The sequence below is a fragment of the Halorubrum lipolyticum DSM 21995 genome (assembly GCF_000337375.1).
GTDB classification, from domain to species: Archaea; Halobacteriota; Halobacteria; order Halobacteriales; family Haloferacaceae; genus Halorubrum; species Halorubrum lipolyticum.
This window is the reverse complement of the sequence record NZ_AOJG01000009.1, coordinates 45,317-68,063: the sequence shown is the minus strand read 5'-3', so window position 1 is coordinate 68,063 and position 22,747 is coordinate 45,317. Positions and strand designations below refer to the sequence as shown.

At 63.5% G+C, this 22,747-nt stretch carries 19 protein-coding genes and 2 pseudogenes; 12 read left to right on the top strand and 9 right to left on the bottom strand.

The window, feature by feature from the left end:
- Nucleotides 1-56 precede the first annotated feature (56 nt).
- Nucleotides 57-240 (bottom strand): annotated as a pseudogene (locus C469_RS17820) (hypothetical protein); the annotation flags it as partial.
- A 66-nt stretch (nt 241-306) separates the two neighbouring features.
- Here C469_RS17820 and C469_RS16225 point away from each other — a divergent pair.
- Together C469_RS16225 and C469_RS03495 are read left to right on the top strand one after the other, a co-directional pair.
- Nucleotides 307-1,203, top strand: coding sequence for a glycosyltransferase family 2 protein (locus C469_RS16225; protein ID WP_008003909.1), 897 nt, complete (start codon nt 307-309; stop codon nt 1,201-1,203).
- Between the two features lie 191 nt (nt 1,204-1,394).
- Nucleotides 1,395-2,537, top strand: a complete 1,143-nt coding sequence (locus tag C469_RS03495; protein ID WP_160163056.1) for a glycosyltransferase family 39 protein — start codon at nt 1,395-1,397, stop codon at nt 2,535-2,537.
- 9 nt (nt 2,538-2,546) lie between these two features.
- Here the strand turns inward: C469_RS03495 and C469_RS03490 are convergent, their stop codons facing one another.
- Nucleotides 2,547-3,695, bottom strand: coding sequence for a glycosyltransferase family 4 protein (locus C469_RS03490; protein WP_008003907.1), 1,149 nt, complete (start codon nt 3,693-3,695; stop codon nt 2,547-2,549).
- 119 nt (nt 3,696-3,814) lie between these two features.
- On the opposite strand from C469_RS03490, the gene C469_RS03485 reads away from it, so the two are divergent.
- Both C469_RS03485 and C469_RS03480 read left to right on the top strand, forming a co-directional pair.
- A complete protein-coding gene (locus C469_RS03485; RefSeq protein WP_049911014.1) occupies nt 3,815-5,089 on the top strand; it encodes a nucleotide sugar dehydrogenase in 1,275 nt (424 codons plus the stop codon).
- Between the two features lie 210 nt (nt 5,090-5,299).
- The gene (locus C469_RS03480; protein ID WP_008003905.1) at nt 5,300-6,232 is read left to right on the top strand and encodes an SDR family oxidoreductase; all 933 of its coding nucleotides are present in this window, start codon (nt 5,300-5,302) and stop codon (nt 6,230-6,232) included.
- 91 nt (nt 6,233-6,323) lie between these two features.
- Here the strand turns inward: C469_RS03480 and C469_RS03475 are convergent, their stop codons facing one another.
- Nucleotides 6,324-6,575, bottom strand: coding sequence for a hypothetical protein (locus C469_RS03475; RefSeq protein ID WP_008003904.1), 252 nt, complete (start codon nt 6,573-6,575; stop codon nt 6,324-6,326).
- A 268-nt stretch (nt 6,576-6,843) separates the two neighbouring features.
- On the opposite strand from C469_RS03475, the gene aglF reads away from it, so the two are divergent.
- Nucleotides 6,844-7,617 carry a UTP--glucose-1-phosphate uridylyltransferase AglF gene (gene aglF / locus C469_RS03470; protein ID WP_008003903.1) on the top strand — a complete coding sequence of 258 codons (774 nt, stop codon included), beginning with the start codon at nt 6,844-6,846 and terminating at the stop codon, nt 7,615-7,617.
- Nucleotides 7,618-7,717: 100 nt separating this feature from the next.
- On the opposite strand, the gene C469_RS03465 is transcribed toward aglF, so the two are convergent.
- Together C469_RS03465 and C469_RS03460 are read right to left on the bottom strand one after the other, a co-directional pair.
- Entirely contained in the window at nt 7,718-8,158 is a 441-nt protein-coding gene (locus tag C469_RS03465) for a hypothetical protein (protein ID WP_008003901.1), read from the bottom strand.
- Nucleotides 8,155-8,673: a DUF7342 family protein gene (locus tag C469_RS03460; protein WP_008003900.1), complete on the bottom strand. Its 519-nt coding sequence runs from the start codon at nt 8,671-8,673 to the stop codon at nt 8,155-8,157. Before C469_RS03460 ends, C469_RS03465 begins: the two co-directional genes overlap by 4 nt.
- A gap of 74 nt (nt 8,674-8,747) precedes the next feature.
- Here C469_RS03460 and C469_RS03455 point away from each other — a divergent pair.
- Nucleotides 8,748-8,966, top strand: a pseudogene (locus tag C469_RS03455) (UTP--glucose-1-phosphate uridylyltransferase); the annotation flags it as partial.
- 121 nt (nt 8,967-9,087) lie between these two features.
- Here C469_RS03455 and C469_RS03450 read toward each other — a convergent pair.
- Nucleotides 9,088-10,503, bottom strand: a complete 1,416-nt coding sequence (locus C469_RS03450) for a sugar transferase (protein WP_049910984.1) — start codon at nt 10,501-10,503, stop codon at nt 9,088-9,090.
- Nucleotides 10,504-10,652: 149 nt separating this feature from the next.
- Here C469_RS03450 and C469_RS03445 point away from each other — a divergent pair, with 149 nt between their 5' ends.
- Nucleotides 10,653-10,841 (top strand): homing endonuclease associated repeat-containing protein, encoded by a 189-nt coding sequence (locus C469_RS03445; protein WP_008003895.1) that lies wholly within the window; start codon nt 10,653-10,655, stop codon nt 10,839-10,841.
- A gap of 342 nt (nt 10,842-11,183) precedes the next feature.
- On the top strand, nt 11,184-12,380 hold the full coding sequence (locus C469_RS03440; RefSeq protein WP_008003892.1) for an orc1/cdc6 family replication initiation protein: 1,197 nt from the start codon (nt 11,184-11,186) through the stop codon (nt 12,378-12,380).
- 280 nt (nt 12,381-12,660) lie between these two features.
- Here the strand turns inward: C469_RS03440 and glmS are convergent, their stop codons facing one another.
- Both glmS and C469_RS03430 read right to left on the bottom strand, forming a co-directional pair.
- Nucleotides 12,661-14,550, bottom strand: coding sequence for a glutamine--fructose-6-phosphate transaminase (isomerizing) (gene glmS / locus C469_RS03435; RefSeq protein WP_008003890.1), 1,890 nt, complete (start codon nt 14,548-14,550; stop codon nt 12,661-12,663).
- A gap of 2 nt (nt 14,551-14,552) precedes the next feature.
- Nucleotides 14,553-15,737 (bottom strand): sugar phosphate nucleotidyltransferase, encoded by a 1,185-nt coding sequence (locus C469_RS03430; RefSeq protein WP_082230102.1) that lies wholly within the window; start codon nt 15,735-15,737, stop codon nt 14,553-14,555.
- 99 nt (nt 15,738-15,836) lie between these two features.
- On the opposite strand from C469_RS03430, the gene C469_RS03425 reads away from it, so the two are divergent.
- The 3 genes from C469_RS03425 to C469_RS03415 are packed head-to-tail and all read left to right on the top strand — an operon-like array spanning nt 15,837 to nt 19,059.
- Nucleotides 15,837-16,217: a response regulator transcription factor gene (locus C469_RS03425; RefSeq protein WP_008003886.1), complete on the top strand. Its 381-nt coding sequence runs from the start codon at nt 15,837-15,839 to the stop codon at nt 16,215-16,217.
- The gene (locus C469_RS03420; RefSeq protein ID WP_008003885.1) at nt 16,214-17,527 is read left to right on the top strand and encodes a HEAT repeat domain-containing protein; all 1,314 of its coding nucleotides are present in this window, start codon (nt 16,214-16,216) and stop codon (nt 17,525-17,527) included. Before C469_RS03425 ends, C469_RS03420 begins: the two co-directional genes overlap by 4 nt.
- Nucleotides 17,524-19,059: a glycosyltransferase family 2 protein gene (locus tag C469_RS03415; RefSeq protein ID WP_008003883.1), complete on the top strand. Its 1,536-nt coding sequence runs from the start codon at nt 17,524-17,526 to the stop codon at nt 19,057-19,059. Before C469_RS03420 ends, C469_RS03415 begins: the two co-directional genes overlap by 4 nt.
- Nucleotides 19,060-19,149: 90 nt before the next feature.
- Here the strand turns inward: C469_RS03415 and C469_RS03410 are convergent, their stop codons facing one another.
- Nucleotides 19,150-20,310, bottom strand: a complete 1,161-nt coding sequence (locus C469_RS03410; protein ID WP_008003882.1) for a sensor histidine kinase — start codon at nt 20,308-20,310, stop codon at nt 19,150-19,152.
- A 177-nt stretch (nt 20,311-20,487) separates the two neighbouring features.
- Here C469_RS03410 and C469_RS03405 point away from each other — a divergent pair, with 177 nt between their 5' ends.
- Nucleotides 20,488-22,740: a hypothetical protein gene (locus C469_RS03405; RefSeq protein ID WP_008003881.1), complete on the top strand. Its 2,253-nt coding sequence runs from the start codon at nt 20,488-20,490 to the stop codon at nt 22,738-22,740.
- The last annotated feature ends 7 nt before the right edge of the window (nt 22,741-22,747 follow it).

The following is a 22,747-nucleotide window of genomic DNA, read 5'->3' as shown; positions in this document are numbered from 1 at the left end:
CCGGTGGCACCACCATCAGTTCACGAAGGCAGGTACGTATCGGGCAAATATCGAACTCACATACGTCTGCTTGCAGGGCTCGATTTAAATTTGTGTATATTGTGGTAGGCGGCGACGGCTTCAAGCCTGTTTTGAGGTGTCTTGAGCGCGACATTGCTAAAACTATTTGCGAACGATGGTGTTGACCGTTTTATCTCCCAAAAGACACGTTCGACGGCATTTCAAATTTCCGTGTCGGACGTAATGAGTCATTAAGACTACTTTACTTGAAAGCACTTAATATCACTCCACGTAGTATGGGAACATATGGTAGCAGTTAGCGTTATTATTCCCACCTACAATCGGTCTGAAGTACTCCCGCGCTCGATAGAGAGTGTTCTGAATCAGACATTCAGAAATTTTGAACTGATTATTGTGGATGATGCGTCGACTGATTCGACTCAAGAAGTGGTCAATTCGTACGACGATGACAGAATTGAGTATATAAGACATAGTGAGAATCGTAATGGAAGTGCAGCTAGAAATACGGGGATCAGGTCCGCTCAGGGCACTTATATCGCACTTCTCGATTCAGATGATGAATGGTATCCGGAAAAACTCGAGAAACAAATTTCTCAACTTCAGTCCCGTTCAGATGACTGGGTCGCAAATTACTGTCGTACGACCACTGAGCGAGATTCTAAGATAATAAAATTTATTTCAGAGATACTGAGTCACGATGCAAAGCACGAGGGTCAAAAAGAAATTATCAAAGGGTTACTAACCCTATCGGGATTTATTCATGGTGGATCAACAATTGTAGCAAAGAGAGATGTTGTTGAATCGATTAATGGATTCGATGAGAGTTTTGAAAGAAATCAGGATATTGAATTTACTATTCGGTTGGCAAGCGAAGGAAAGATCGGCTATGTAGACCAAACCTTGGTCAGGTTACATGAATCGTCTCGCCCATCAGCGGATACTACTGCTGAGGCTAAGAAGAAGTTGTTTGAATCTTTTCAAGATGAAATTCAGTATCTAGAAACTGAAGGATACGATGTCCGAAAATATCATAATTTTATCTTAGCGAGGTATTACATTTCCGAGGGAGATTTTGAATCTGGATTTAAATACTTGAGACAATCTAAACCAGCCAACTTTAGACAGGTTTTCGGATTAGGTTATGATATAGCTAAGTTCACAAAATCCGCCATCCATGTCTAGACAGAAACCGGTCTAGATCTAGTTATCCACATCATGTTTTGGAATTCCACATCTATTATCTACGATGAATGGTTCGTGTGGTCTATACATACGAATTCAGCCAAGAGACATTTTGGAAAATGAGAACAAATACATTACAGGCAGTTACAATCTTCATTGTCGCGTTCGTAGTTCGTGGTATCGCATCTGTCGTGACGACGCTCACCACACTCAACCCAGATTCGACAGGAGACGCAGTTGGCTTTGGCAACACCGCAGAGACGATTGCTCGCGGCCTCAGAGAGGGCACTCCGTACCAGTACACATCAAGCTCGATAGATCTGTCTCAACTACTCGTTCCCCTCGCATCTTCGGATACCTACGCTCTCTGGGGATCCTTCTTGGCACCGTTCTGGATGCTTCCCGGCCCGAGTGGCTTCTATGCCCGCCTCGGAAATGCGCTTCTCGGGGCGTTCGCCGTCTACAACGTCTATCTTATCGCCCGGTACTATCACTCTCACCAAGCCGGCGTCGTCGCCGCTCTTCCGATGACGTTCTACCCCAGCATCGTCGCAGTTCAGAGCACGCTACTCCGAGAAGCCATCGTCCTGTTTGGAATCACCACTGCGGCACGACTCCTACTGCTACCCTCCCATCGGCGTTCGAGACTACTGTCCTACGCTCTCGCCGCCGTCGTGTTACACGTCTCGCTGTTACAGCGCGATGACAACGTTATCATCATTGTCGCGGCGATCGCGGCGGCGCTAGCGGTCCACGCTGTGAATTCGGGGTATCTATCGCGCCGTTCGGTCGCGCTCGCTGCCTCGCTATCTCCCGTCGCGTTCGTACTCTCACTTCCCGTCATTCGAGACGGGATCGAGTTCTTGGCGTACACCCGTGAAGTGAGAGCTAGCGGTCGAACCGTCTATCTACCGGATGTTATCCCACAGACGGTGGTCGAGCTGACCGCCTTCAGTTGGGTCGGTGCCGTGTATTTCCTGTACGCCCCGTTCCCGTGGATGATCGAGACGATTCCAGACCTGCTCGTCGGTATCGAGGGCTTGATCAACATCGCCTTCACCGTTGCAGCGGTGTGGGGCGTTCGATCGCTTGGTCAGAAGAACTCACCCGCAACGGTCGGGCTCCTCGTCGGACTCTGCGTCGCCGTCGTTCTGTACGGTGTTGGTACTGTGAATTACGGGACAGGAATGCGCCACCGACAGATGTTCATCTGGGTGATTTTCTTGTTCGGAGGCATTGGTGTTAGCGAACACGTGCGATTCGCGTGGCCGTTTCAGTGGTGGAGTGACGACTCTGCAACCAGTACGCAAGCGTTGAACTCTGGGACTGACTGAAGCACCAGACTAGACGTTTGAGCCCGTGCTGCCGACTTGCTCGCCAACCAATTCCCGATACACTCTGTCCAACTCTTCAACCATCGTCGGAACGGAAAATCGATTAGCACGCTCCAGTCCATGACGACCCATCTGCTCACGTAGCTCCGCGTCAGCTAGCAACGTTTCCAACCGGTTAGCTAACGCTTCGGAATCCCCCGTCTGAATCAGGTACCCGTTTTCACTGTCCTCGATCTGCTCCGGGATTCCCGCAATGTCGGTAGCGACGACTGGCAGCCCACTCGCCATCGCCTCTGTGATGACCCGAGGTGTCCCTTCCCGGAACGACGGTAGTACGAGTACGTCGCTCGCTGCGAGTACGCACGGGATATCGTCTCGAAAGCCTGTGAGACACACTTGGTCGGCCAGCTCGCGGTCCTCGATCTCCGTCGTGAGCGATTCGTACAACGGGCCGTCCCCGACGATACACACCGACCCTTCGAAGCTATCCAGTGATTCGACGGCATCGAGCAGCACCTCGTAGCCTTTGCCGTCCGCGAGCCGCCCAACCATAACAATGCGCGGCCGCTCCCCGGGGAGATCGTCCGCGGGCTCGGCGTCTGCGAACGCATCCAGATCTACGCCGCTGTAGACGGTCGTGTATTGGTCTCGCCGCCCAATCCCGCGCTCTAAGTAGTCGTCGGCGATGACGTCCGCGTTCGTGACGATGCGGTCCGTATAGCTCGCCGCCTGCCGCTCGCACGCGAGCACGAATCGATTTAGGAAGGCGCTCCGATCGTCGGCAAACGGGACGCCGTGTACCGTGTGTACGATGGTCGGGACGCCCGCGAGTGCCGCAGCGAACCGTCCGATAATTCCGGCTTCCGTGCTGTGTGTGTGGACGATATCGAACTCCTCCCGCCGGAGGTATCGCGCCAGCGACAGGACCGCCGGCACCGTCGTCACGGGATTGTAGTGCCGGATCAGTGGGAACTGTTTCGTTGCGATTCCCTCCCGTTCTAACCGATCAACCTGGTCAGAGTCGTACTCCGACCCGTACCCGACGGTGAACGCGTAGTCGTCAAGGCCGCACACGGTCGCGATTGTTTTCGCCTCCGCACCCCCCTTCAACAGTCGGGTGATCAGGTGGAAGACCCGCGGTCGCTCGCTACCGGTCATCGACGTTCACACCTCCGACGACACCCCTCGGGGACTTAAGCCCCGTTTATCATTCGCCCGACTGCTGGCTGTTCGAGTAACGACATGCTGAAACCACTGTGTCGTGTTTGGCGACGTACATGGAAGACGAGCAGACGCGCGTTGGCGTCGTCGGCCTCGGCTACGTGGGGCTACCGCTGGCGCTGGCGATGCACGACGCCGGCTACGACGTCGTCGGCGTCGACATCGACGGTGACAAGATTGACCGCCTCCGTAGTGGCCAATCGACCGTCAACGACGTTACCGACGAGACAGTCCAAGCGGCGACGAACGAGGGACTCACATTTACGACCGACTACGACCTCCTGAGCGACGCTGAGGGAGTCTCCATCTGTGTGCCGACGCCCCTCCGCAAGACCGACACGCCCGACCTGTCCTTCGTTCTCGATGCCGCCGAGCGTCTCGCGCCCGTCATTGCGGACGGCTGTACGGTCGTTCTCGAGAGTACCGTTTACCCCGGCGCCACAGAGGATGCTCTCACGGACGTGTTCGCGGAAAATGGCGCAGTCGTCGGTGAAGATATCTATCTCGCGTTTTCTCCCGAGCGCATCGATCCCGGAAACGAGGAGTACGGCCCGACAGACATTCCGAAAGTCCTCGGCGGCGTCACCGACGAGTGCGGCGACCGCGCGCAAGCACTGTACGATCCCGTGTTCGATGAGGTCGTGCGCGTCGACTCCGCGACTGAGGCCGAGCTTGTCAAACTCCTTGAGAACACGTTCCGCGCAGTCAACATTGGCCTGATCAACGAACTCGCACAAATTGCTCACGAACTCGACGTCGATATCTGGGACGCCATCGACGCCGCCGAGACGAAGCCGTTCGGCTTCATGCCGTTCTACCCCGGACCGGGACTGGGCGGCCACTGTATCCCCATCGACCCGTTTTACCTTTCTTGGAAGGCCAATGAACACGACGTTGATACGCGTTTCATCGACCTCGCGGACACCGTCAACCGCGAAATGCCCCGACACGTCGTTCAACGCGTCGTCCGACAACTCAACGATCGCGGCACCGCACTCTCGAACGCAGATATCCTCGTCGTCGGCGCTGCCTACAAACCGAACGTCTCCGACACGCGCGAGTCTCCGGCCATAGATATTATCACAGAACTCGACGGCTGGGGTGCGGGCGTAGAGTACCACGATCCGTACGTTCCGGAACTCGAGGTTGGCGACGCGACTTATGAGTCCGTCTCCCTCACTGATGGGCGACTCAACGCCACTGACTGTGTTATTGTGGTCACTGACCACTCGACATTAGATATTGATCGTATCGTTGACGAGACATCGATGGTGTTTGATACGCGAAACGTCACTGGTCATCGTGACGACGATCACGTCGTCCGGCTGTAGTCTCTGAAATGTCTCAGGTGTGATTGCAGAGGCCAAGTCTTGCTTCCGGCACAGTAGAATTACCACCTACTGTGACATGTTTCTACACAAACTCAACAAGAACATCGATTCGCTCAACTGGGTACCATTGTGAAGCCGCCCAACTGTCTGTCTCTGGTATCAGTCATTCGAAGTCGACAGACCCATGTCGAGTCGTAGGTATCCTGACGTATGCCCACCGCACTCGTTACCGGTGTCGCCGGGTTCATTGGATCGAATCTCGCAGAGGCGCTACTCAGTCGTGGATACGACGTTCGTGGCATCGACAACTTCGTGACGGGCCGTGAACAGAACCTCGAAGCGCTACGGGACGCCGCCCAGTTCTCGTTCAAAGAGGAAGATATCCGGGACGCCGAAGCAATGGCCGACGCTACCGAGGATGCCGACTACGTCTTCCACCAAGCCGCTGTCCCCTCCGTACCCAGGAGTGTCGACGATCCGGTCACGACAACTGATGCAAACTGTACCGGCACTGCCACCGTTATCGATGCCGCGCGGAACGCGGATGTCGACACCGTCGTCGTCGCGTCTTCGTCGTCCGTTTACGGGACCACCGAGCAGCTTCCGAAAGTTGAGTCGATGACCGAGCAGCCGGAGTCGCCGTACGCGCTCTCGAAGCACTACACGGAGAAGCTCGCACTTCAAGCTAGCGAGCTCTACGATATCGATACTGCTGCGCTCCGGTACTTCAACATCTTCGGGCCGCGCCAAGATCCCAACGGCGACTACGCAGCCGTGATCCCCAAGTTTATTTCGCTGATGCTGGACGGCGATCGACCAGTCATCTACGGAGACGGTGAGCAATCTCGGGACTTTACGTTCATCGACAACGCGGTCCAAGCGAATATCCTCGCTGCCGAAAGTGACGTTTCCGGCGAAGCGTTCAACGTCGGCTGTGGCGGTCGCGTTACCGTCAACCAACTTGTCGATACCCTCAACGACCTCCTGGATATGAATATCGATCCCATCTATGACGATCCGCGACCTGGCGATATCCGACACTCTCACGCAGACATTTCGAAAGCTGAAGATCTTCTTGGCTACGACCCAAACGTCGACTTCGAGACTGGCTTAGAGCAGACAATCCCGTACTACCGTCAGTAGCTGACGTAATTATCGGAACCCTATCGTTTACATCACTGTATGAAGCTAATCGGTAGAAGCTTTCAGTGAGGTTCATGTGTGTTCGACGTGCTCATTCGAGCTCTACGTCCGGCCGGTCGATACCGTCTTCGAGGTCGGTGAGATCGCGTTCGAGTCGAGCGATATGCGTTTCGAGGTCCTCGACGCTCATCAGAGCGAGACGAAGGAACGCGTCGTCCCGCTCCGGCATCAACGGAAGCTGACTCGTCGATGCTGGCAGGTCGTCCGACTGTCGTGCGTGTTTGCGGACGAGTTCTTCACGAGCGCCGCGCAGTTCTCGGCGGAGGAGTTCGTCGTCGTTCATAGATGGGCACACACCGGAGTACAGCCCGCTACGGCCCCGAAAGGGCGGTCGCACGGACCGTCTCACCGAGTGTGTGGCTTTCCGACTAACGCTCGGTAGTTCATGGTAGCTTGTGCCAAGAGCCACGATAAATACTTTCTGTGGAGTACACAGGTCCCAGTACAGCGTACAGCCCACCGGCTCCAGCTGTGCACGTCAAATTGTGTGGACATCGTCCCGAATTGCGAAGGCAGAATCCTTATGATTGGCTGAACTGAACTGTCGGATCATGAAAGCAGTCGTACTCGCGGCCGGCAAGGGCACGCGCCTCCGCCCGCTCACGGACGACAAGCCCAAGGGGATGGTGGAGGTCGCCGACAAACCGCTCATCACCCACTGCTTCGATCAGCTGATCGACCTCGGCGCCGACGAGCTCATCGTCGTCGTCGGCTACATGAAGGAGGTGATCATCGATCACTACGGCGACGAGTACGAGGGCGTCCCGATTACCTACACCCACCAGCGCGAACAGAAGGGGCTCGCCCACGCGCTGCTCACCGTCGAGGAGCACATCGACGACGACTTCATGCTCATCCTCGGCGACAACATCTTTCAGGCGAACCTCCAGGACGTGGTCCGTCGCCAGCGTGAAGACCGCGCGGACGCCGCCTTCCTCGTCGAGGAGGTCCCCTGGGAAGACGCCTCTCGCTACGGTGTCTGTGACACCAACCAGTACGGCGAGATCACGGACGTCGTCGAGAAGCCGGAGGACCCGCCGAGCAATCTGGTGATGACCGGCTTCTACACCTTCTCACCCGCCATCTTCCACGCGTGCCATCTCGTCCAGCCGTCGAACCGCGACGAGTACGAGATCTCCGACGCGATCGATCTCCTCATTCAGTCTGGTCGGACCATCGATGCTATCGGCCTCGACGGCTGGCGCATCGACGTCGGCTACCCCGAGGACCGTGATGAGGCCGAACGACGCCTCACCGGGGACGATGACGCCGACGCGGACGGTGACGACTCAGACGCCGACGCGGTCGTCGAGTCCGACGCGTAGGACGACGAGAACGGGACCACGGCGGTGTTTGAGCGATCTTTGCTGCAGTCCGCGGGGGAGTCTCACGCCATAGAGTCGTAGAGCCGGGACGGCTCCCGCACTACAATTCTGCCGCGTAGCTGGGAATCACATTATTGAAGAGGTCGTCACAGCACTCCCAGAGGAGTTTCGGGGGAGACGCCGCTTCGAACGCGACCGCTTCGTACGCTGGGGTTTCCATCGAAGCCGTCTGGTACTGGAAATGCGCTGCGCCGAGGTCGTCGTGGTCGTCGTCTTGATGCCAACCGCAATGGAACCCCGAATTTGGATCGGCGTAGTCGATCCTGAACTCGTCGTGGGGCGGCGTGAGCTTCCAGTGGACCTCGAGATGCGGTGACTTTGGTCCGGTCGGCGGGACGACCCGCTGTGGGTCGATCGCAGCGGCGAGGTACCGCTTCTGGATCGCGTCCGGTTCGAATCGAACGGAGGTGACCTCCGCTTGTCGTTCTAGCACATCCTTGAGCGTCCGGTAGAGGGCCGGATTTTCCGCTCCGAGGTTCATGCGGACGCGGAGCGCCGTTCACCGGGGAAGCGATCGTAAAGGCGGAGTGCGTCTTCGACGAGACGCCGGCGCGTCTTGAGGTGGTCCCACTCACGGGCCACTTGTCGACGGTCGTGTTCGTCTGTGGCGTCGTCTGTCTGGCTGAGGCTCGCGCGGAGTTGGTTGGCCGTCTCGACGTCGTATTTCGTCTTCCACGTTCGGATTTGCTCAGTTATTTCTTCGAGGCTCGCAGCGAGCTCGTCAGGTGAGTGGTCGTCGTAGAGTTCACGCATCTCGACGAGGTACTGACCGACCGGGTCTGGCTCGTACGTCGTCTGCTGACCGCGTGTATCCGAGCGTAGTGTACCGCCGTCTACGAGACGGTTGAGGTACTTCGTCGCCGTCTCATGGGCGACCTCGGCTTCTGCGGCGATCCAATTGGCCGTTCGAGGTTCGCCGACAGTGAGTGCGACCGCTTCGACGCGCTCGGCCGCTGACAGACCGTCAGTCCAGCTTCGGGACGGTTCGTCGCTCATGACTCCCGCTACACCCCCTATGTAGAAATAATTTGAGGTGATTCGAATTATTCTTGTTGTATGTCGATTCACGTCACCTCGTCCAGCCGTCGAACCGCGACGAGTACGAGATCTCCGACGCGATCGATCTCCTCATCCAGTCGGGTCGGACCATCGACGCCATCGGCCTCGACGGCTGGCGCATCGACGTCGGCTACCCCGAAGACCGTGACGAGGCCGAACAGCGTCTCACTGGAGGCACACAGAGCGACGGAGAACAGGGAACAGACAGTACGGCCGAATCTGACGACTGAGCTCCGGCCACTCTCGGTGACTACGCAGTTCCACTCATTCGTTCGGTCTCAAGTCCACGGCCCACCGTGTCGTTCACAGAACACTCGACACGGTGGGGTGGGTGCACAGAAACAAAACGTCTCATTCCGTAGGCGTCCCGCGGATCGTCGCCACCACGTCCAGTCCGACCTTCCAAATCTGGCGAACGACGAGTTTCAGATCGTAGGTGAACGACTGCTGTTTGACGTACTGCAGATCGTAGCGCAACTTCTCTTCCGGATCCGTGCTCTTTGCGCCGTTCACCTGCGCGAGCCCCGTCAGTCCTGGCTTGACGAACCACCGCTTGCGCCAGGACCGCTCTTGAGCCTCTAACAACGATTCTTCTTCAGTCCACACGGCCCGTGGCCCGACGACGCTCATGTTGCCGACGAGGATCGACCACAGCTGCGGGATCTCGTCGAGATGCGTCTGCCGTAACAGTCCCCCAACGCGCGTAATCCGATCGTTCGACTCGTCATCGACCGGCTCGACAGACTCCCCCTCGGGGACCATCGACCGGAACTTGAACACCTCGAACGTCTCGCCGAACACCGCCGTGCGCTCTTGACTGTACAAGATCGACCCACCGTCATCCAGCTTGATCGCGACCGCGATCGCACCGATGACGGGGCTCAACATCACCAACCCAACCGCCGCAAACACGAGGTCGAAGCCGCGCTTGAGCATGTGGTCTTGGATGTCCCACGGCTCGACGTCGACGTTGGTCAGCGTCCCGACGTCGTCGTCAGCAGTCAACACCCGGTCGGCGTGGTCGCGGTGGACAAGCGCGTCAACACCGTGCTCGTAACAGGCATCGAGCGCGCCGAAGAACTCGGCCCGGTCTGTGTGCTCGAACGCCAACACGACCGTGTCAATATCACACTCGACCAGCACGTCCTCGATCCGAGAGAGCCCACCCAGCCGATCCAGGCCTCCGAGCGTGAACCCACCGTCCGCGACGGCCGTCACCGGCGTCGACTTCGGCTCAGTCAGAAACACGCTCGTGGGGCACAGGTATCCGAGCAGCGGCATCTCGATGTCGTTCGCCAGGCGCTCGATCTCGGCCGGGTCGTCACCCACGATGACCGCGCGCTCTGCGTCACCACTCGGTCGGCGCCGGATCCAGACGAACCACGCGGGCAGTATGACGAGCAACAGCGGCGTGATCGCGATGAGCGTCGTCCGCGGGAGTCGATACGTGTAGTCGAAGTAGCCGATCGCGGCGAGCGTCAGCACGGCGACCATCACCCGCTTTTGGGTGAGCGCAACCGTATCGAGGATGCGCCGCGGCCGCGGCTTGTACAACGGCAGAAACGCCGCCGTGACGATGACGACCGTCGTCGCCATCTCGAACACGAGCTCGGCGCCCATCGGCGCGTCCGCGGCCAGCCGACCGACCACCGGCAACCGAGTGAGCAGGGTGTGGACAACGGTGCTGTTCGCGACTGCAACCGCAAGGGCAGTAATGACTGCGACGCCACCAACGCTGCGCAGTCGGTACTGCCACCCGGAAAGCATTAGCCGTATGTTAGGACGAGTCTATATAAATGGACTGCGATGTCGGTGACAGCAGCGTGATGATCTGAGAGACACGGTCACCAAGGTCCGGTTTGAGAGTCCCGAAACAGCGAGAGGGGACGCACTCGCCTGGCGTATCCGAACCACTCATGCTGTCGGCGACAGTCGCCGAGCGGGCGCCTTCTCTGCAAGAGTATCGCGACCACGGCGAATACGCCGCGACAACGATCACACGCCGGTTCGACCCGTGGCAGGATGCCGTCGCCCAAGCCGGCTTCGAGCCCGCAGACGCCCGGAGGGCAGAGCAGATCTTTGAGACCTTCGAGAAGGGTTTCTAGCTGGTGTGTTGGGTGTGGCTGGATGAGTCTCGCTGGAGTAGCGACTCGACGATGGATTTGCCACCCGCTGAACGGAGACGCACCCCTTATTTCGTCTGTTATCTGGGTTGGGACCGAGACTCTGAACACGTTGAGCTCACACCCCTCATTTCGTCTGTTCTCTCAGCAGGCCGGTGGGGTACCACGCTGAGCCATCGGTCACACCCCTCGTTTCGTCTGTTGTGGGCTGCACAGTTCGGGTACTGACTTCCCACTCAGTCAGAACGACAAAGCAAACGAAACAAAAGAAACAAACGAACCATACTTTTAAATAACTGAGCCGCGTTCCACGGAATATCAACAATGTCTGACGATCTCTTCACGGAGATGACTGAGACGCTCTTTGAGGACAAATCTATTCTCTCGGAGGAGTATCGTCCAGACGTTATTGTCGAGCGGGACGACGAGATCGATGCGTACCGATCCGCACTCAAAGACGTGCTCTTCGGACGAAACCCGGCAAACGTGTTCATTTATGGAAAAACGGGGGTCGGAAAGACGGCCGTCACGGAGTACATGATGAGTGCCCTCCAGACGGAAGTAAAACGGCGCGACGCCGCCGAGGAACTCCACGTTCACTTCCGGAACTGCAACGACGACAGCGTGTATAGAACGGTTCGATCGCTTATCAATAGCATCCGCGGAGACGAGGGAGAGACGTTTCCGGAAACCGGTCTCTCGACGTCACACGCCCTCGAAACGTTGTACGATGAGATGGAAGCGCGCGGCGGCACATTTCTGTTCATTCTCGACGAGATTGATCACCTTTCTGACCCGGATTCACTCCTGTACGAACTCCCTCGCGCACGCGCCAACGGCCACCTCGATGCAGCACGTGTCGGCGTGATCGGGATCAGTAACAACTACACGTTTCGCTCGTCGTTGAGCCCGAAAGTCAAGGACACGCTGATGGAAAAAGAACTGGCCTTCTCGCCGTACGACGCAGACGAACTCCAGTCGATCCTCACTGCCAGAGCCGAGAAGGCGCTCGTTGACGGTGCGTGTGAAGAGTCTGCGATTCGGCTCGCAGCGGCGAAGGCCGCGAAAGACACCGGGAGCGCACGACAGGCGATCGATCTCCTCCGCGAGGGAGGCGATGTCGCTGAAGAACAGGGAGCGGCGGCGATCACCGACGCGCACATCGAAGTGGCTGCGGCGCGCGTTCAGCGAGGTCGCGTGCAAGACAAGTTGCGCGACCAGACCATGCACGGGCAGCTCATCTTAGAATCGCTCGCACAGATCGAAGTGAACGGAGACGTTCCCGCACGCTCTAAAGAGATTCAGGCGGTGTACGAACGGATCGCACGAGAGTGGGGTCACGATCCACTGACCACGCTAAAGAGCATCCAAAACCACCTCGCGGATCTCACGATGCTCGGGTTTCTCGAACGGACCGAACAGAACGAAGGGCGTGCGGGCGGCGTCCACTACCGATACGAGCTCGCGTTGGACCCCGAAATCATCTTGGAGACGCGCGAGTCGATCGAGAATCAGCCGTAGTCAGTTTTCAAACGGAAGAACAGACGAAACGAGGGGTGTCGATGACTGAGAGAGAGGACCCTCTGGCTGAACAAGAACAGACGAAATGAGGGGTGTGAGTCAAGCGAGAAGGATCCACCACAGACTGAAGCGACGAGAACAGACGAAACGAGGGGTGTCCGGACTCAACGAAACAACCGTCAAAACCCCACGAGCCGATCTCAAACACTCCACGAGCCGACCGTCAAACGCTGTCGAGCTATCGCACGTTCGACCCTGACCGACCCCCCGACAAACCGCGTTACTCCACGGTAACGCTCTTCGCCAGGTTCCGCGGCTTGTCGATCGCCCGTCCCTTGTCGTTCGCGACGTGGTAGGCGAACAGCTGCAGGTACACGTTCGCCACCAGCGGCTCGGCGACGCCCACGTTGGGGACCTCGAACGACACGTCCAGCGTGTCGTACGTATCGCCCGCGGACACGCACCCCAACGCCGGCGCGCCGCGCGTCTGCGCCTCGGTGACGTTGTTCATCGTCTCGTCGGCTCGCGCGCCGTCGGTCAACACGGCCAGCACGGGCGTGTCGGGCGTCACCAGCGCCAGCGGGCCGTGTTTCAACTCGCCCGCCGCGAACCCCTCGGCGTGGTCGTAGGAGATCTCCTTGAGCTTCAACGCGCCCTCGAGCGCCACGGGGACTCCCAGCGCGCGCCCGACGAAGAAGAACGCCTCGCCGTCGCCGTACTCGCGGGCCGCCTCGCGCACCTGCGCCTCCTCGTCGAGCACCTGCTGGACCGCGCCCGGGAGCCCCTGCAGATCCTTCAGCACGGAGCGCGCGTCGGCGGCCGCCAACGCCCCGCGATCGCGGCCCACGGCCACCGCGAGCATCGCGAGCGTCGCCACCTGCGAGGCGAACGTCTTCGTCGCCGCCACGCCGATCTCCGGGCCAGCGCGGATGAACGCCGTCCCGTCCACTTCTCGGGTCACCGTACTCCCCAAGGTGTTCGTCACGGCGAACGTCCGCGCGCCCGCGGCGTTCGCGCGTCGCACTGCCCCAAGGGTGTCGGCGGTCTCCCCGCTCTGTGTGACCGCAACCACCAGCGTCCGGTCGGGCGTGCGACCTGCGCCGAACTCGTACTCGCTGGCGATCTCGACGGTGGCGCGCACGCCGGCGAGCTCCTCGAACAGCTGTGCGGCGTATCGACCCGCGTAGTAGGAGGTGCCGCAGGCGACGATCCGGATCTCCTCCAGATCGGCGAGGAAGCCCGGCGGGAACGACACGTCCAGATCCACGTCTCCCGCAGAGACGTCCAGCCGCCCCGCGAGCGTCTGCCGGAGCGACTCGGGCTGCTCGTGGATCTCCTTGCGCATGTAATGCTCGTAGCCGCCCTTCTCGGCGGCGTCGGCCTCCCACGTCACCCGCTCGACCTCGCGCTCGACCGGCTCTCCGCCGGCGAAGATCTCGACGCCGTCGGGCGACAGCGCCGCCACGTCGCCGTCTTCGAGGTAGGTCACGTCGCGAGTGTGCTCTAAGAAGGCCGTCACGTCGCTGGCGACGAACGCCGCGTCCTCGCCGCGGCCCAACACGAGGGGACTCCCGCGGCGCGCGACGACGATCCGGTCGTCGCCCTCGCGGACCGCACAGATCGCGTAGCTCCCCTCCAGCCGGTCCTCGACGCGCCGGACCGCGGCCAGGAGGTCGGCGTCCTCACCGTCCTCCTCGCCGCCGGCGGCCAGCTCCTCTTCGATCAGGTGCGGGATGACCTCCGTGTCCGTGTCGCTGGTGAACTCGTGGTCCGCCAGTTCCGTTTTAAGCGCCTCGTAGTTCTCGACGATCCCGTTGTGGACGACCGCCACGTCGCCGACGCAGTCGGTGTGTGGGTGCGCGTTCGCGTCCGTCGGCGGGCCGTGCGTCGACCAGCGGGTGTGTCCGACCCCGTGGGTCGCGTCCGGCACGTCCGGGACGGTAAGCCCGTCGACCTCGCCCGACCGCTTCGCGACGGTGAGCCCGCTCGACGGGCCCACGAGTGCGACGCCCGCGGAGTCGTACCCGCGGTACTCCAGGTTGCGGAGCCCCTCGTGGACGATCGCGCCCACGCTTCCGGGCGTGCCGCCGTCCGTCGCCTCGTTCCCGTCTCCGCCGTCAGTCTGCCCGCCGCTGTGCAGCTCGCCGACGTAGCCGATGATCCCACACATGATTATCCCCTCCTGACGACCGCACCTGATTCGACGCGCCCGTCGATCACGACCCCCGCGTCGGCCCGCACGTCGTCGCCGACCACGGCGCCGTCGGTGAGCGTCGCGCCGCCGCCGATCGACGCGTTGTCGCCGACCACGCCGCCGAGCGTCACGTCGCGGTGGACGGCGTCGCCGACGACGACCGTCGCGTTCCCGCCGACGACCGTCGCGTTCGGCCCGATCCGCGCGTTCCCCCCGACGACGGCGTCGCGGACGACCGCCCCCGGACCGATGACGGCGTCGGGGAGAACCACGCTGTTCTCCACGACCGCGTTGGCCGCGATCGAGACGTTGCTGCCGATCGCCGTCGCCCCGCTCAGCGTCGCGTTCGGCCCGACGCGCACGTTCCCGGCCAGGACCACGTCGTCGGCGACGGTGACGGTGTCGCCGACGCGCTGTCCCGCCGCGGGCGCGTCGCTGGCGTGGTCGCTGTCGTGGATCAGCGCCGCGTTGACCGAGAGCACGTCCCAGAGGTTCGACACGTCGAGCCACCGGCCGTCGTAGCCGAGGGCGGTCACCTCGCCGCTCCCGGCCAGGTCGTTCAGGGTCGCCGTGATCGCCAGCTCCCCGGCCGTGTTCGTCGCTCGGATCGCGTCGAAGATCGCGGGCGTGAAGCCGTAGACGCCGGCGTTGATGCGGTTGGTGTCCACCGGCCCCTCGGGCTTCTCGTCGATCTCGGTGACGCGGTCGCCGTCGAGGTGGACGACGCCGTAGTCGCGAGGCCGCTCGACGGCGGTGACGGTCACAAGCGGCGCGTCGCCGTCGCGGAGGCGGTCGCGAACGGCCGACACCGCGTCGGCGTCGACGATCCGGTCGCCGTTGAGCACCACGAAGGGCCCGTCGACGACCGGTTCGGCCTGTAACACCGCGTGTCCCGTCCCCAGCTGCGTCGATTGCTCGACGTACTCTATCGTCACGTCCCAGTCGTCGCCGTCGCCGAAGTGGTTCCGGAGCCGCTCCTGTCTGTACCCGACGACGAGGACGACCCGATCGATCCCCGCCGCGGCCACGGCCTCGACGACGTGTTCGAGCAGCGGGCGGTTCGCCACGGGGACCATGGGCTTCGGGCGTCGGTTCGTCAGCGGCTCCAACCGGCGTCCCTCGCCCGCGGCGAGGATCACCGCAGTTCCTGACTCATCGCGCATGTCTCATCCCTCGCTCGCCCCGGTGTTAAATGACTCGCGGCCCGCCGTCGGCGGGCGACGGAGAGATAACGTAAAGTGGATCTGAGCTGTAGCCGAACCGTGTCGAAATCGGCCGTCATCGCGGACGACGACGAGACGATCCGGTCGATCCTCGAGTACAAACTGTCGAACGCGGGGTTCGATGTCACCGTATGCCACGACGGCGAGGAAGGCCGAGCGGCGCTGGACGACCCCGACGCCGACCCCGACGTCGTCGTCCTCGACGTGATGATGCCGCGGCTGAAGGGGACCCAACTGCTCCGAACGGTGCGACGCGGGGAGCTCGCGGTCGACCCCGACGTTCCCGTCGTCATGCTCACCTCGCGCGGGCAGGAGGCGGACGTGCTCGAAGGGCTCGAGTCCGGCGCGGACGAGTACCTCACGAAGCCGTTCAGTCCGAACGAACTGCTCGTCCGGATCGAGCGGCTGGTCGGGCGATGAGCGTGATTCCGGGTCTGATTGCGACCTCGCCGCGGATCACCGGCGACCTCGTCCTCCAGGCGGTCGAGATCCCGCCGGTCGCGCTCACCCTCGCCGTCGTCGTCCTGGCCTCGTTGCTCGCCGCGGTGGTGATCGTGACCGTCGGCTACTCGGTGCGGGCGGCCCGCAGGCGCCGGCGGCGGGTTCCGGCCCGTGCGGGCCTCCGGTCCGAACTGCTCGACAGGCTCTACGGGCGCGACGAACCGGCGTGGGACGAGTGGGTCGCCGGGCTCTCGGCGCTCGAGCGCGACGAGCTCGAGTCGCTGCTCGACGTGTACCTCCGCGAGCTCGAAGGGCGCGACGCCGCCGAGCTGGCGGGATTGGGAACCGCGCTCGGGATCGACGAGCGGGCGCGCCGCGAGATCGCCGAGGGCGACTACTGGGACCGGATCCACGCGCTGGTCTGGCTCGCGCTGCTCCGGGATCCCCCCGACCGCGGCCTGCTCGAAGCACGCTGTACCGACACGCCCCGCGAGCGCGCCGCGGCCGCGAGGGTGTTGCACGCTGCGGCGACGGACGACTGCGCGACGACCGGCGTCGACCTGTTGCTGCGCGATAATCCGTCGGCGTTCTCGGTGTTCGGCGTCGACACGCTGTACCGCGTCGCCGAGCGCGACCCGACGCCGTTCTTCGAGCGGGCCGCCGCCGACTTCAACGACTGGGAGCCGGCGCTCCAGCGACAGGCGCTGCTCGTGGTTCGGCACCTCACCACCGTGGTCGGGGACGCCGACCTCTCGTGGGTCGTCGGGGCGCTGTCGAGCCCCGATCCGCGGGTGCGGTCGGCCGCGTGGCGCGCGCTCGGGGCGTACGGCTGGAACCGACGGCTCCGCGGCGTGGTCGACCCCGAGGCGATCCCTGACGATCCCGACCCGACGGTCCGCGCGAGCGCGTATCGGGCGCTCGGCGTATGGGGCGACGCCGACGCGATCGGGGCGATCGAGGCCGCCGCGACCGCGGAGCCGGACGCACGCGCACGGATCGCCGCGGCCGAGACGCTCGTTTCGCACCGCGGTCCCGACGCTCCCGTTCCCGGGCGGAGCGCGTCGCTCGTCGACGAGGACAGTCGCCCGACCGCCGACGCCACGTCCCCCGCCGGCGCTACGCCCCCCGCCGACGGGTCCGCACTCCCCGCCGACGCCACGCCCCCCGCCGACGAGCCTGCACCCTTCGAAGTCGCGTGGGCGTGGGCGACCGAACACGCCCGATTCGACCGCCTCGCGCGCGACATCTCCGCGGAACGCGAGCGGCTCCGCGAGGAGGTGCGCGGATGACGACGCTCGGTGCCCTCGGCACAGCCGTCATCGCCGGGTCGGGCGTCTTCATCGTCGCGTACTACCTGCTGATCAACGCCGGCTACCTCGCGATCCACGTCCTCGCCCTGCTCCAGCTCCGCGACAGCGTCCGCGAGTCGGCGTGGTCGCCGTCGTTCCGCGAGTTCGACAGCCCGTTCTACCCGGGCGTCGCGATGGTCGTGCCGGCGTACAACGAAGCGCCGACGATCGTCGAGAGCGTGCGATCGATGCTAGCGCTCAACTACCCCGACCAGGAGATCGTCGTCGTCAACGACGGCTCGTCGGACACCACCCTCGAACGGCTCGTCGGGGCGTTCGGGCTCCGTCCGGTCGACGCCGAGGTGCCGTACGACGTTCCTTCCGAGCCGATCCGCGGGGTGTACCGCTCGGCGACCCACGAGGACCTGCTGGTCGTCGACAAGGAGAACGGCGGCAAAAGCGACGCGCTCAACGCCGGCGTCTGGCTCACCGACAAAGAGCTGTTCTGCGCGGTCGACGCCGATACCCTGATCGACCGTGACGCGCTGCTGGACGTGGTCGCGCCGTTCTTGGAGGACCCCTCGCGAACGGTCGCCAGCGGGGGCACCATCCGGGTCGCCAACGACTGCGTGGTGCAGGACGGACAGGTCAAGGAGATCAACCTCCCGAAGACCGGGCTCGCCGGCGTGCAGGTGATGGAGTACCTGCGGGCGTTCTACTCGGGGCGGCTCGGCCTCGCCCGCCTCAAGGGGCTGATCCTTATCTCGGGGGCGTTCGGCGTGTTCCGTACCGACCGCGTCCGCGATATCGGCGGCTACCGACACGACACGGTCACCGAGGACTTCGACGTTGTCGTCCGGCTCCACGAGCACCTCTCGGACGCCGACGTGGACTACCGTATCGAGTTCGTCCCGGAGCCGGTCGCGTGGACGGAGGTCCCGGACACCCTCCGAGCCCTCGGCCGCCAGCGGCGACGCTGGTACCGGGGGATGCTGGAGACGGTCGTCGCCAGCCGTCGGATGTTCTTCCGCCGGGCGTACGGGCGCGTCGGGACCGTCATCCTCCCCTTCTTCACCGCGGCGGAGGCGATCGGGCCACTCATCGAGGGGGTCGGCTACGTGTTGCTCCCGATCGCGTGGTACCTCGGGATCTTAAATATCGAGTTCTTCCTGGCGTTCCTGCTTCTCACGGTCGGCACCGGCATGTTCCTCTCGTGGTTCGGCGTGTTCAGCGAGGTGTGGAGCTACAACCGGTACGCGTCGCCGTGGGACGTGCTCCGACTCCTCTGGTACGGCGTCTTGGAGAACTTCGGCTATCGCCAGTGGAAGACGGTCGTCGCGTGGCACGGCCTGATCGAGTACCTGCGCGGCGACCGGTCGTGGGGCGTCATGGAGCGGCGCGGGTTCGGCTCCGACGCCGAGACGGCGGCGGCCGGGACCGACGAAACCGCGACCGACGAAACCGCGACCGACGAAACCGCGACCGACGAAACCGCGACCGACGAAACCGCGACGAGCGGTCAGCGTCGGTGACGAGCGGGTCAGCGTCGGTGACGAGCGGGTTCGTGTGTGGTCGAAGCGGCCACCGAGGGCGCCGACTGACCCGCGATACCCGAGCCGTGCTCAGCCGTCCAAGTCGTGATAGATCGGCTCGGCGGTGTTGACGTCCGTCACCGCGAACCGCGTCCCCGCGTCGGAGCTCTCGACCGCGAGGTCCCAGCCGTGGCCGGAGACGACCCGCTGGACCACCAGGAGACCGAGGCCGAACGACTTCACGTTCTCCGTGTCGGCCGCCGCGAGCGCGCTCTCGACCGCGGGCGGGAGTCCCGGTCCGTCGTCCGCGACGGCGAAGCCGCGTTCGTCTCCCGTCACCGTCACCGAGACGCCCGGGCCGCCGTGCTCGACGCTGTTGCGGAACAGGTTCTCGAGGAGCCGCCGGAGCCGCATCTGGTCGGCGACGACCGTCGTGCCGGGCGCGATGTCGACCGTCAGCGCGGCGTCGCGCGTCTGCACCGTGTCCCACGCGTCCCGGACGAGCGCTTCGAGCGCGACCTCGGTTCGTTCACCGACGTCGGCGCCCTCCTTCGCGAGGATCAGACACTCGGCGATCATCGACTCCATGCGACCCAGCGAGTTACGGACCCGACCGAGGAAGTCGGCCGCCTGTCCGGACACCAACTCCTGCGCGAGCTCGGTGAAGCCGATCGCGCCCGCCAGCGGGTTCCGGAGGTCGTGGGCGACGATCCCGGTGAACTCGTCGAGCCGCTCGTTCTGCTCGCGGAGCTCGGTGTAGTGTTTCTGCCGCTCGAGCTCGGCGCCGACCCACTCCGCGAGGACGGAGACGAAGTCGCGCTCCCGATCGGTGATCGGATCGGACCGGGGCTCGGCGTCGGAGAAACACAGCGTTCCGTACGTCTCGCCGTCGACGTCCACCGGCGCCCCGACGTAACAGTAGATGCCGGTCGTCTCCAACGCCGCGTCGTCGCGGTACTCGCTGTCGGTCGCGTCCGCGAACCCGACCGTCTCCCCGCTCCCGACGACGTGCCGGCACCAGGTCCCGTCGAGGTCGACGACGGCACCCGCCGCGTAGGGACCGCTCTCGATGCTCGTCTCGACCACCTCGTAGCGCCCCTCGCCGGTGTACGAGAGGACGCCGTTGTCGACCCCGAGGTACTCCCGGCCGACCTCGATCGCCCGTCGTATCCGCTGCTCGCTGGTGAGGTCGCCCGCCGTCAGCTGTAACAGGCTCTTAAATGGATCCGAACGGGGAGCGTCGAGTGACATGAGGTGGGAAGCGGTTATCATCCGCTTAATCGATGAGAGCATATAAAACTGCGATCCCGGGTCGGGGGTCTATCGCCCCGGGCTGGCGGGGCCGAACCGCGTGTGGCGTTCGACCGAAGTAATCTCCGTGAAACCGGTTACGGATATCCTTATCTCCGTTCACCCGTATATGTCGACGTGCGCAGACGCCGATTTCTCGGTCGCGTCGGAGTCGCCGGTGCGGTCGGTACCGCCGGCTGCGGCTTCCGCGGCGACGACTCAGTCGGGCGAACGGACGGTGTCCGAAACGAGGGCGAGGGACCGTCCCGCCGGTTCCGCGTCGCCGAGAACGGGTTCGAAGTCGCGGTCGACGGGGGCGAGTTTGCTCCCCTCTCCGTCCGCGGCGTGAACCTCGGGATGGCCAAGCCCGGGCGCTTCCCCGGCGAGGCCGCGATCACCCGCGCCGAGTACGACCGCTGGCTCGCGGCGATGGGTGACCTGCACGTCAATGTCGTCCGGGTGTACACCGTGCATCCGCCCGCGTTCTACCGGGCTCTCGCCGCGTACAATCGCTCCCACGCGGACCCGATATACGTCCTCCACGGCAACTGGATCGGCGAGGAGACGCTCCGCGAGGCCGGCGACGTGTTCACGCTGTCGGCCGCGTTCGACCGCTCGTTTCGACGGGTGATCGACGCCGTCCACGGCGCGACGACGATCGAGCCGAAGCCCGGCCACGCGAGCGGGACGTACGACGCCGACGTGAGCGACTCCGTGCTTGGATATATCGTCGGTATCGAGTGGCCGCCGGCTGTCGTCGCCGAGACGGACCGAGTCAACGATCAGAGCGGATACGACGGCGAGTACCTCGCCGCTCGCGACGCGTCCCCCTTCGAGGGGTGGCTCGCGGCGCGGCTCGACGCGGGCGTCGCCTACGAGGCCGCCGAGTACGACGCGCGACGCCCGGCGGCGTTCACGAACTGGGTGACGACCGACCCCCTCTCTCACCCCTACGAGCCCTTCGTCGCTGAGGACGCCGTCTCCGTCGACCCCGACGCGGTCGCCGCGACGGACGCGTACGACGCGGGGACGTTCGCGGCGTACCACGTCTACCCGTACTACCCGCCCCTGTTGAACGAGACGCCGGCCTACGCGAACCACACCGACCACCGCGGCGAGCCGAACAGCTACGCGGGGTATTTAACTGACCTCGTCGGCGCGACCGACCACCCCCTGCTCGTCGCGGAGTTCGGCGTGCCCTCGTCGCGCGGGATCGCCCAACGGGACGTGCACGGCCGCGATCAGGGCCGGCACACCGAAGCCGAACAGGGGGCGATCCTCGGCGCGATGTACGAGGACATCCGTGAGGCCGGGACGGCCGGCGGGGTCGTCTTCAGCTGGCACGACGAGTGGTTCAAGCGGACGTGGAACCTCGCCCACTTCTCGGACCCCGACCGCCGACCGCACTGGTCGAACGTCCAGACGCCGGAACAGCGGTTCGGTCTGCTCGGCTTCGATCCGGAGGGGGCCGTCCCGCTCGACGGCTCGGCCGACGCGTGGACCGACGCGACCGCCGCGTCGCCCGAAAACGGCCCGATCCGGCTCGGCGACGGCGCGGACGCGGCCAGGGAGCTGACCGCGGTGCGAGTCACGAGCGACGCGGCGTACCTCTCCGTCCGCCTCGAGCTCGCGGATCTCGGCGCCGACATCGACTGGACGACGACCAACTACCTCCTCGCGCTCGGCATCACCGACCGCGGCGGCAGGGCGCTCCCGTACGGGCTCTCGGCGACGGCGCCGGCCGACTTCGTCGTCCGGCTCGGCGGCCCCGACGCCTCCCGCGTGACCGTCGACCCGCGATACGACGCATTCGCGTACGAGTACGGCGCCGAGGCCGGCCTCGACCTCGGCCGGTACCGCGACCCCGACCCCGGCGTCTTCGCGCCGCTCCGGATGGTGATCAACCGCGGGTACACCGTCCCGGAGACGGGCGAGCGCGTCCCGTTCGAGTCGGTCGAGACGGGTCGTCTCCGGTACGGCAACGGGAATCCGGACTCCCCCGAGTACGACTCGCTCGCGGACGTTCACGTGTCGCCGTCGAGCGACGCGATCGAGGTCCGGCTGCCGTGGCAGCTGCTCAACGTCGCCGACCCGAGCCGACGACGCCGGCTCGGTGACTTCTGGACCGAGGGACTCGACGCGTACGAGACGTTCGCGGGGATCGAGGTCGCCGCCGCCTCGTACGTCCCGACCGATTCGGAGGGCACGGCGACTCCCCTCGACGGCTCGACGAACGTCACGCACGCGGTCCCCCGCGCCGCTGAGGGAGGGCTACGGTCGCTGTCGTTCGTCCCGCCGACGTGGGACCGGCCGGCGTACACGGAGCGGCTCAAGGAGTCCGGCCGGGAAGTCGGGGCGGTCTTCGAACGGTACGCTCGACGAGGGGCGTAGTGTCGGA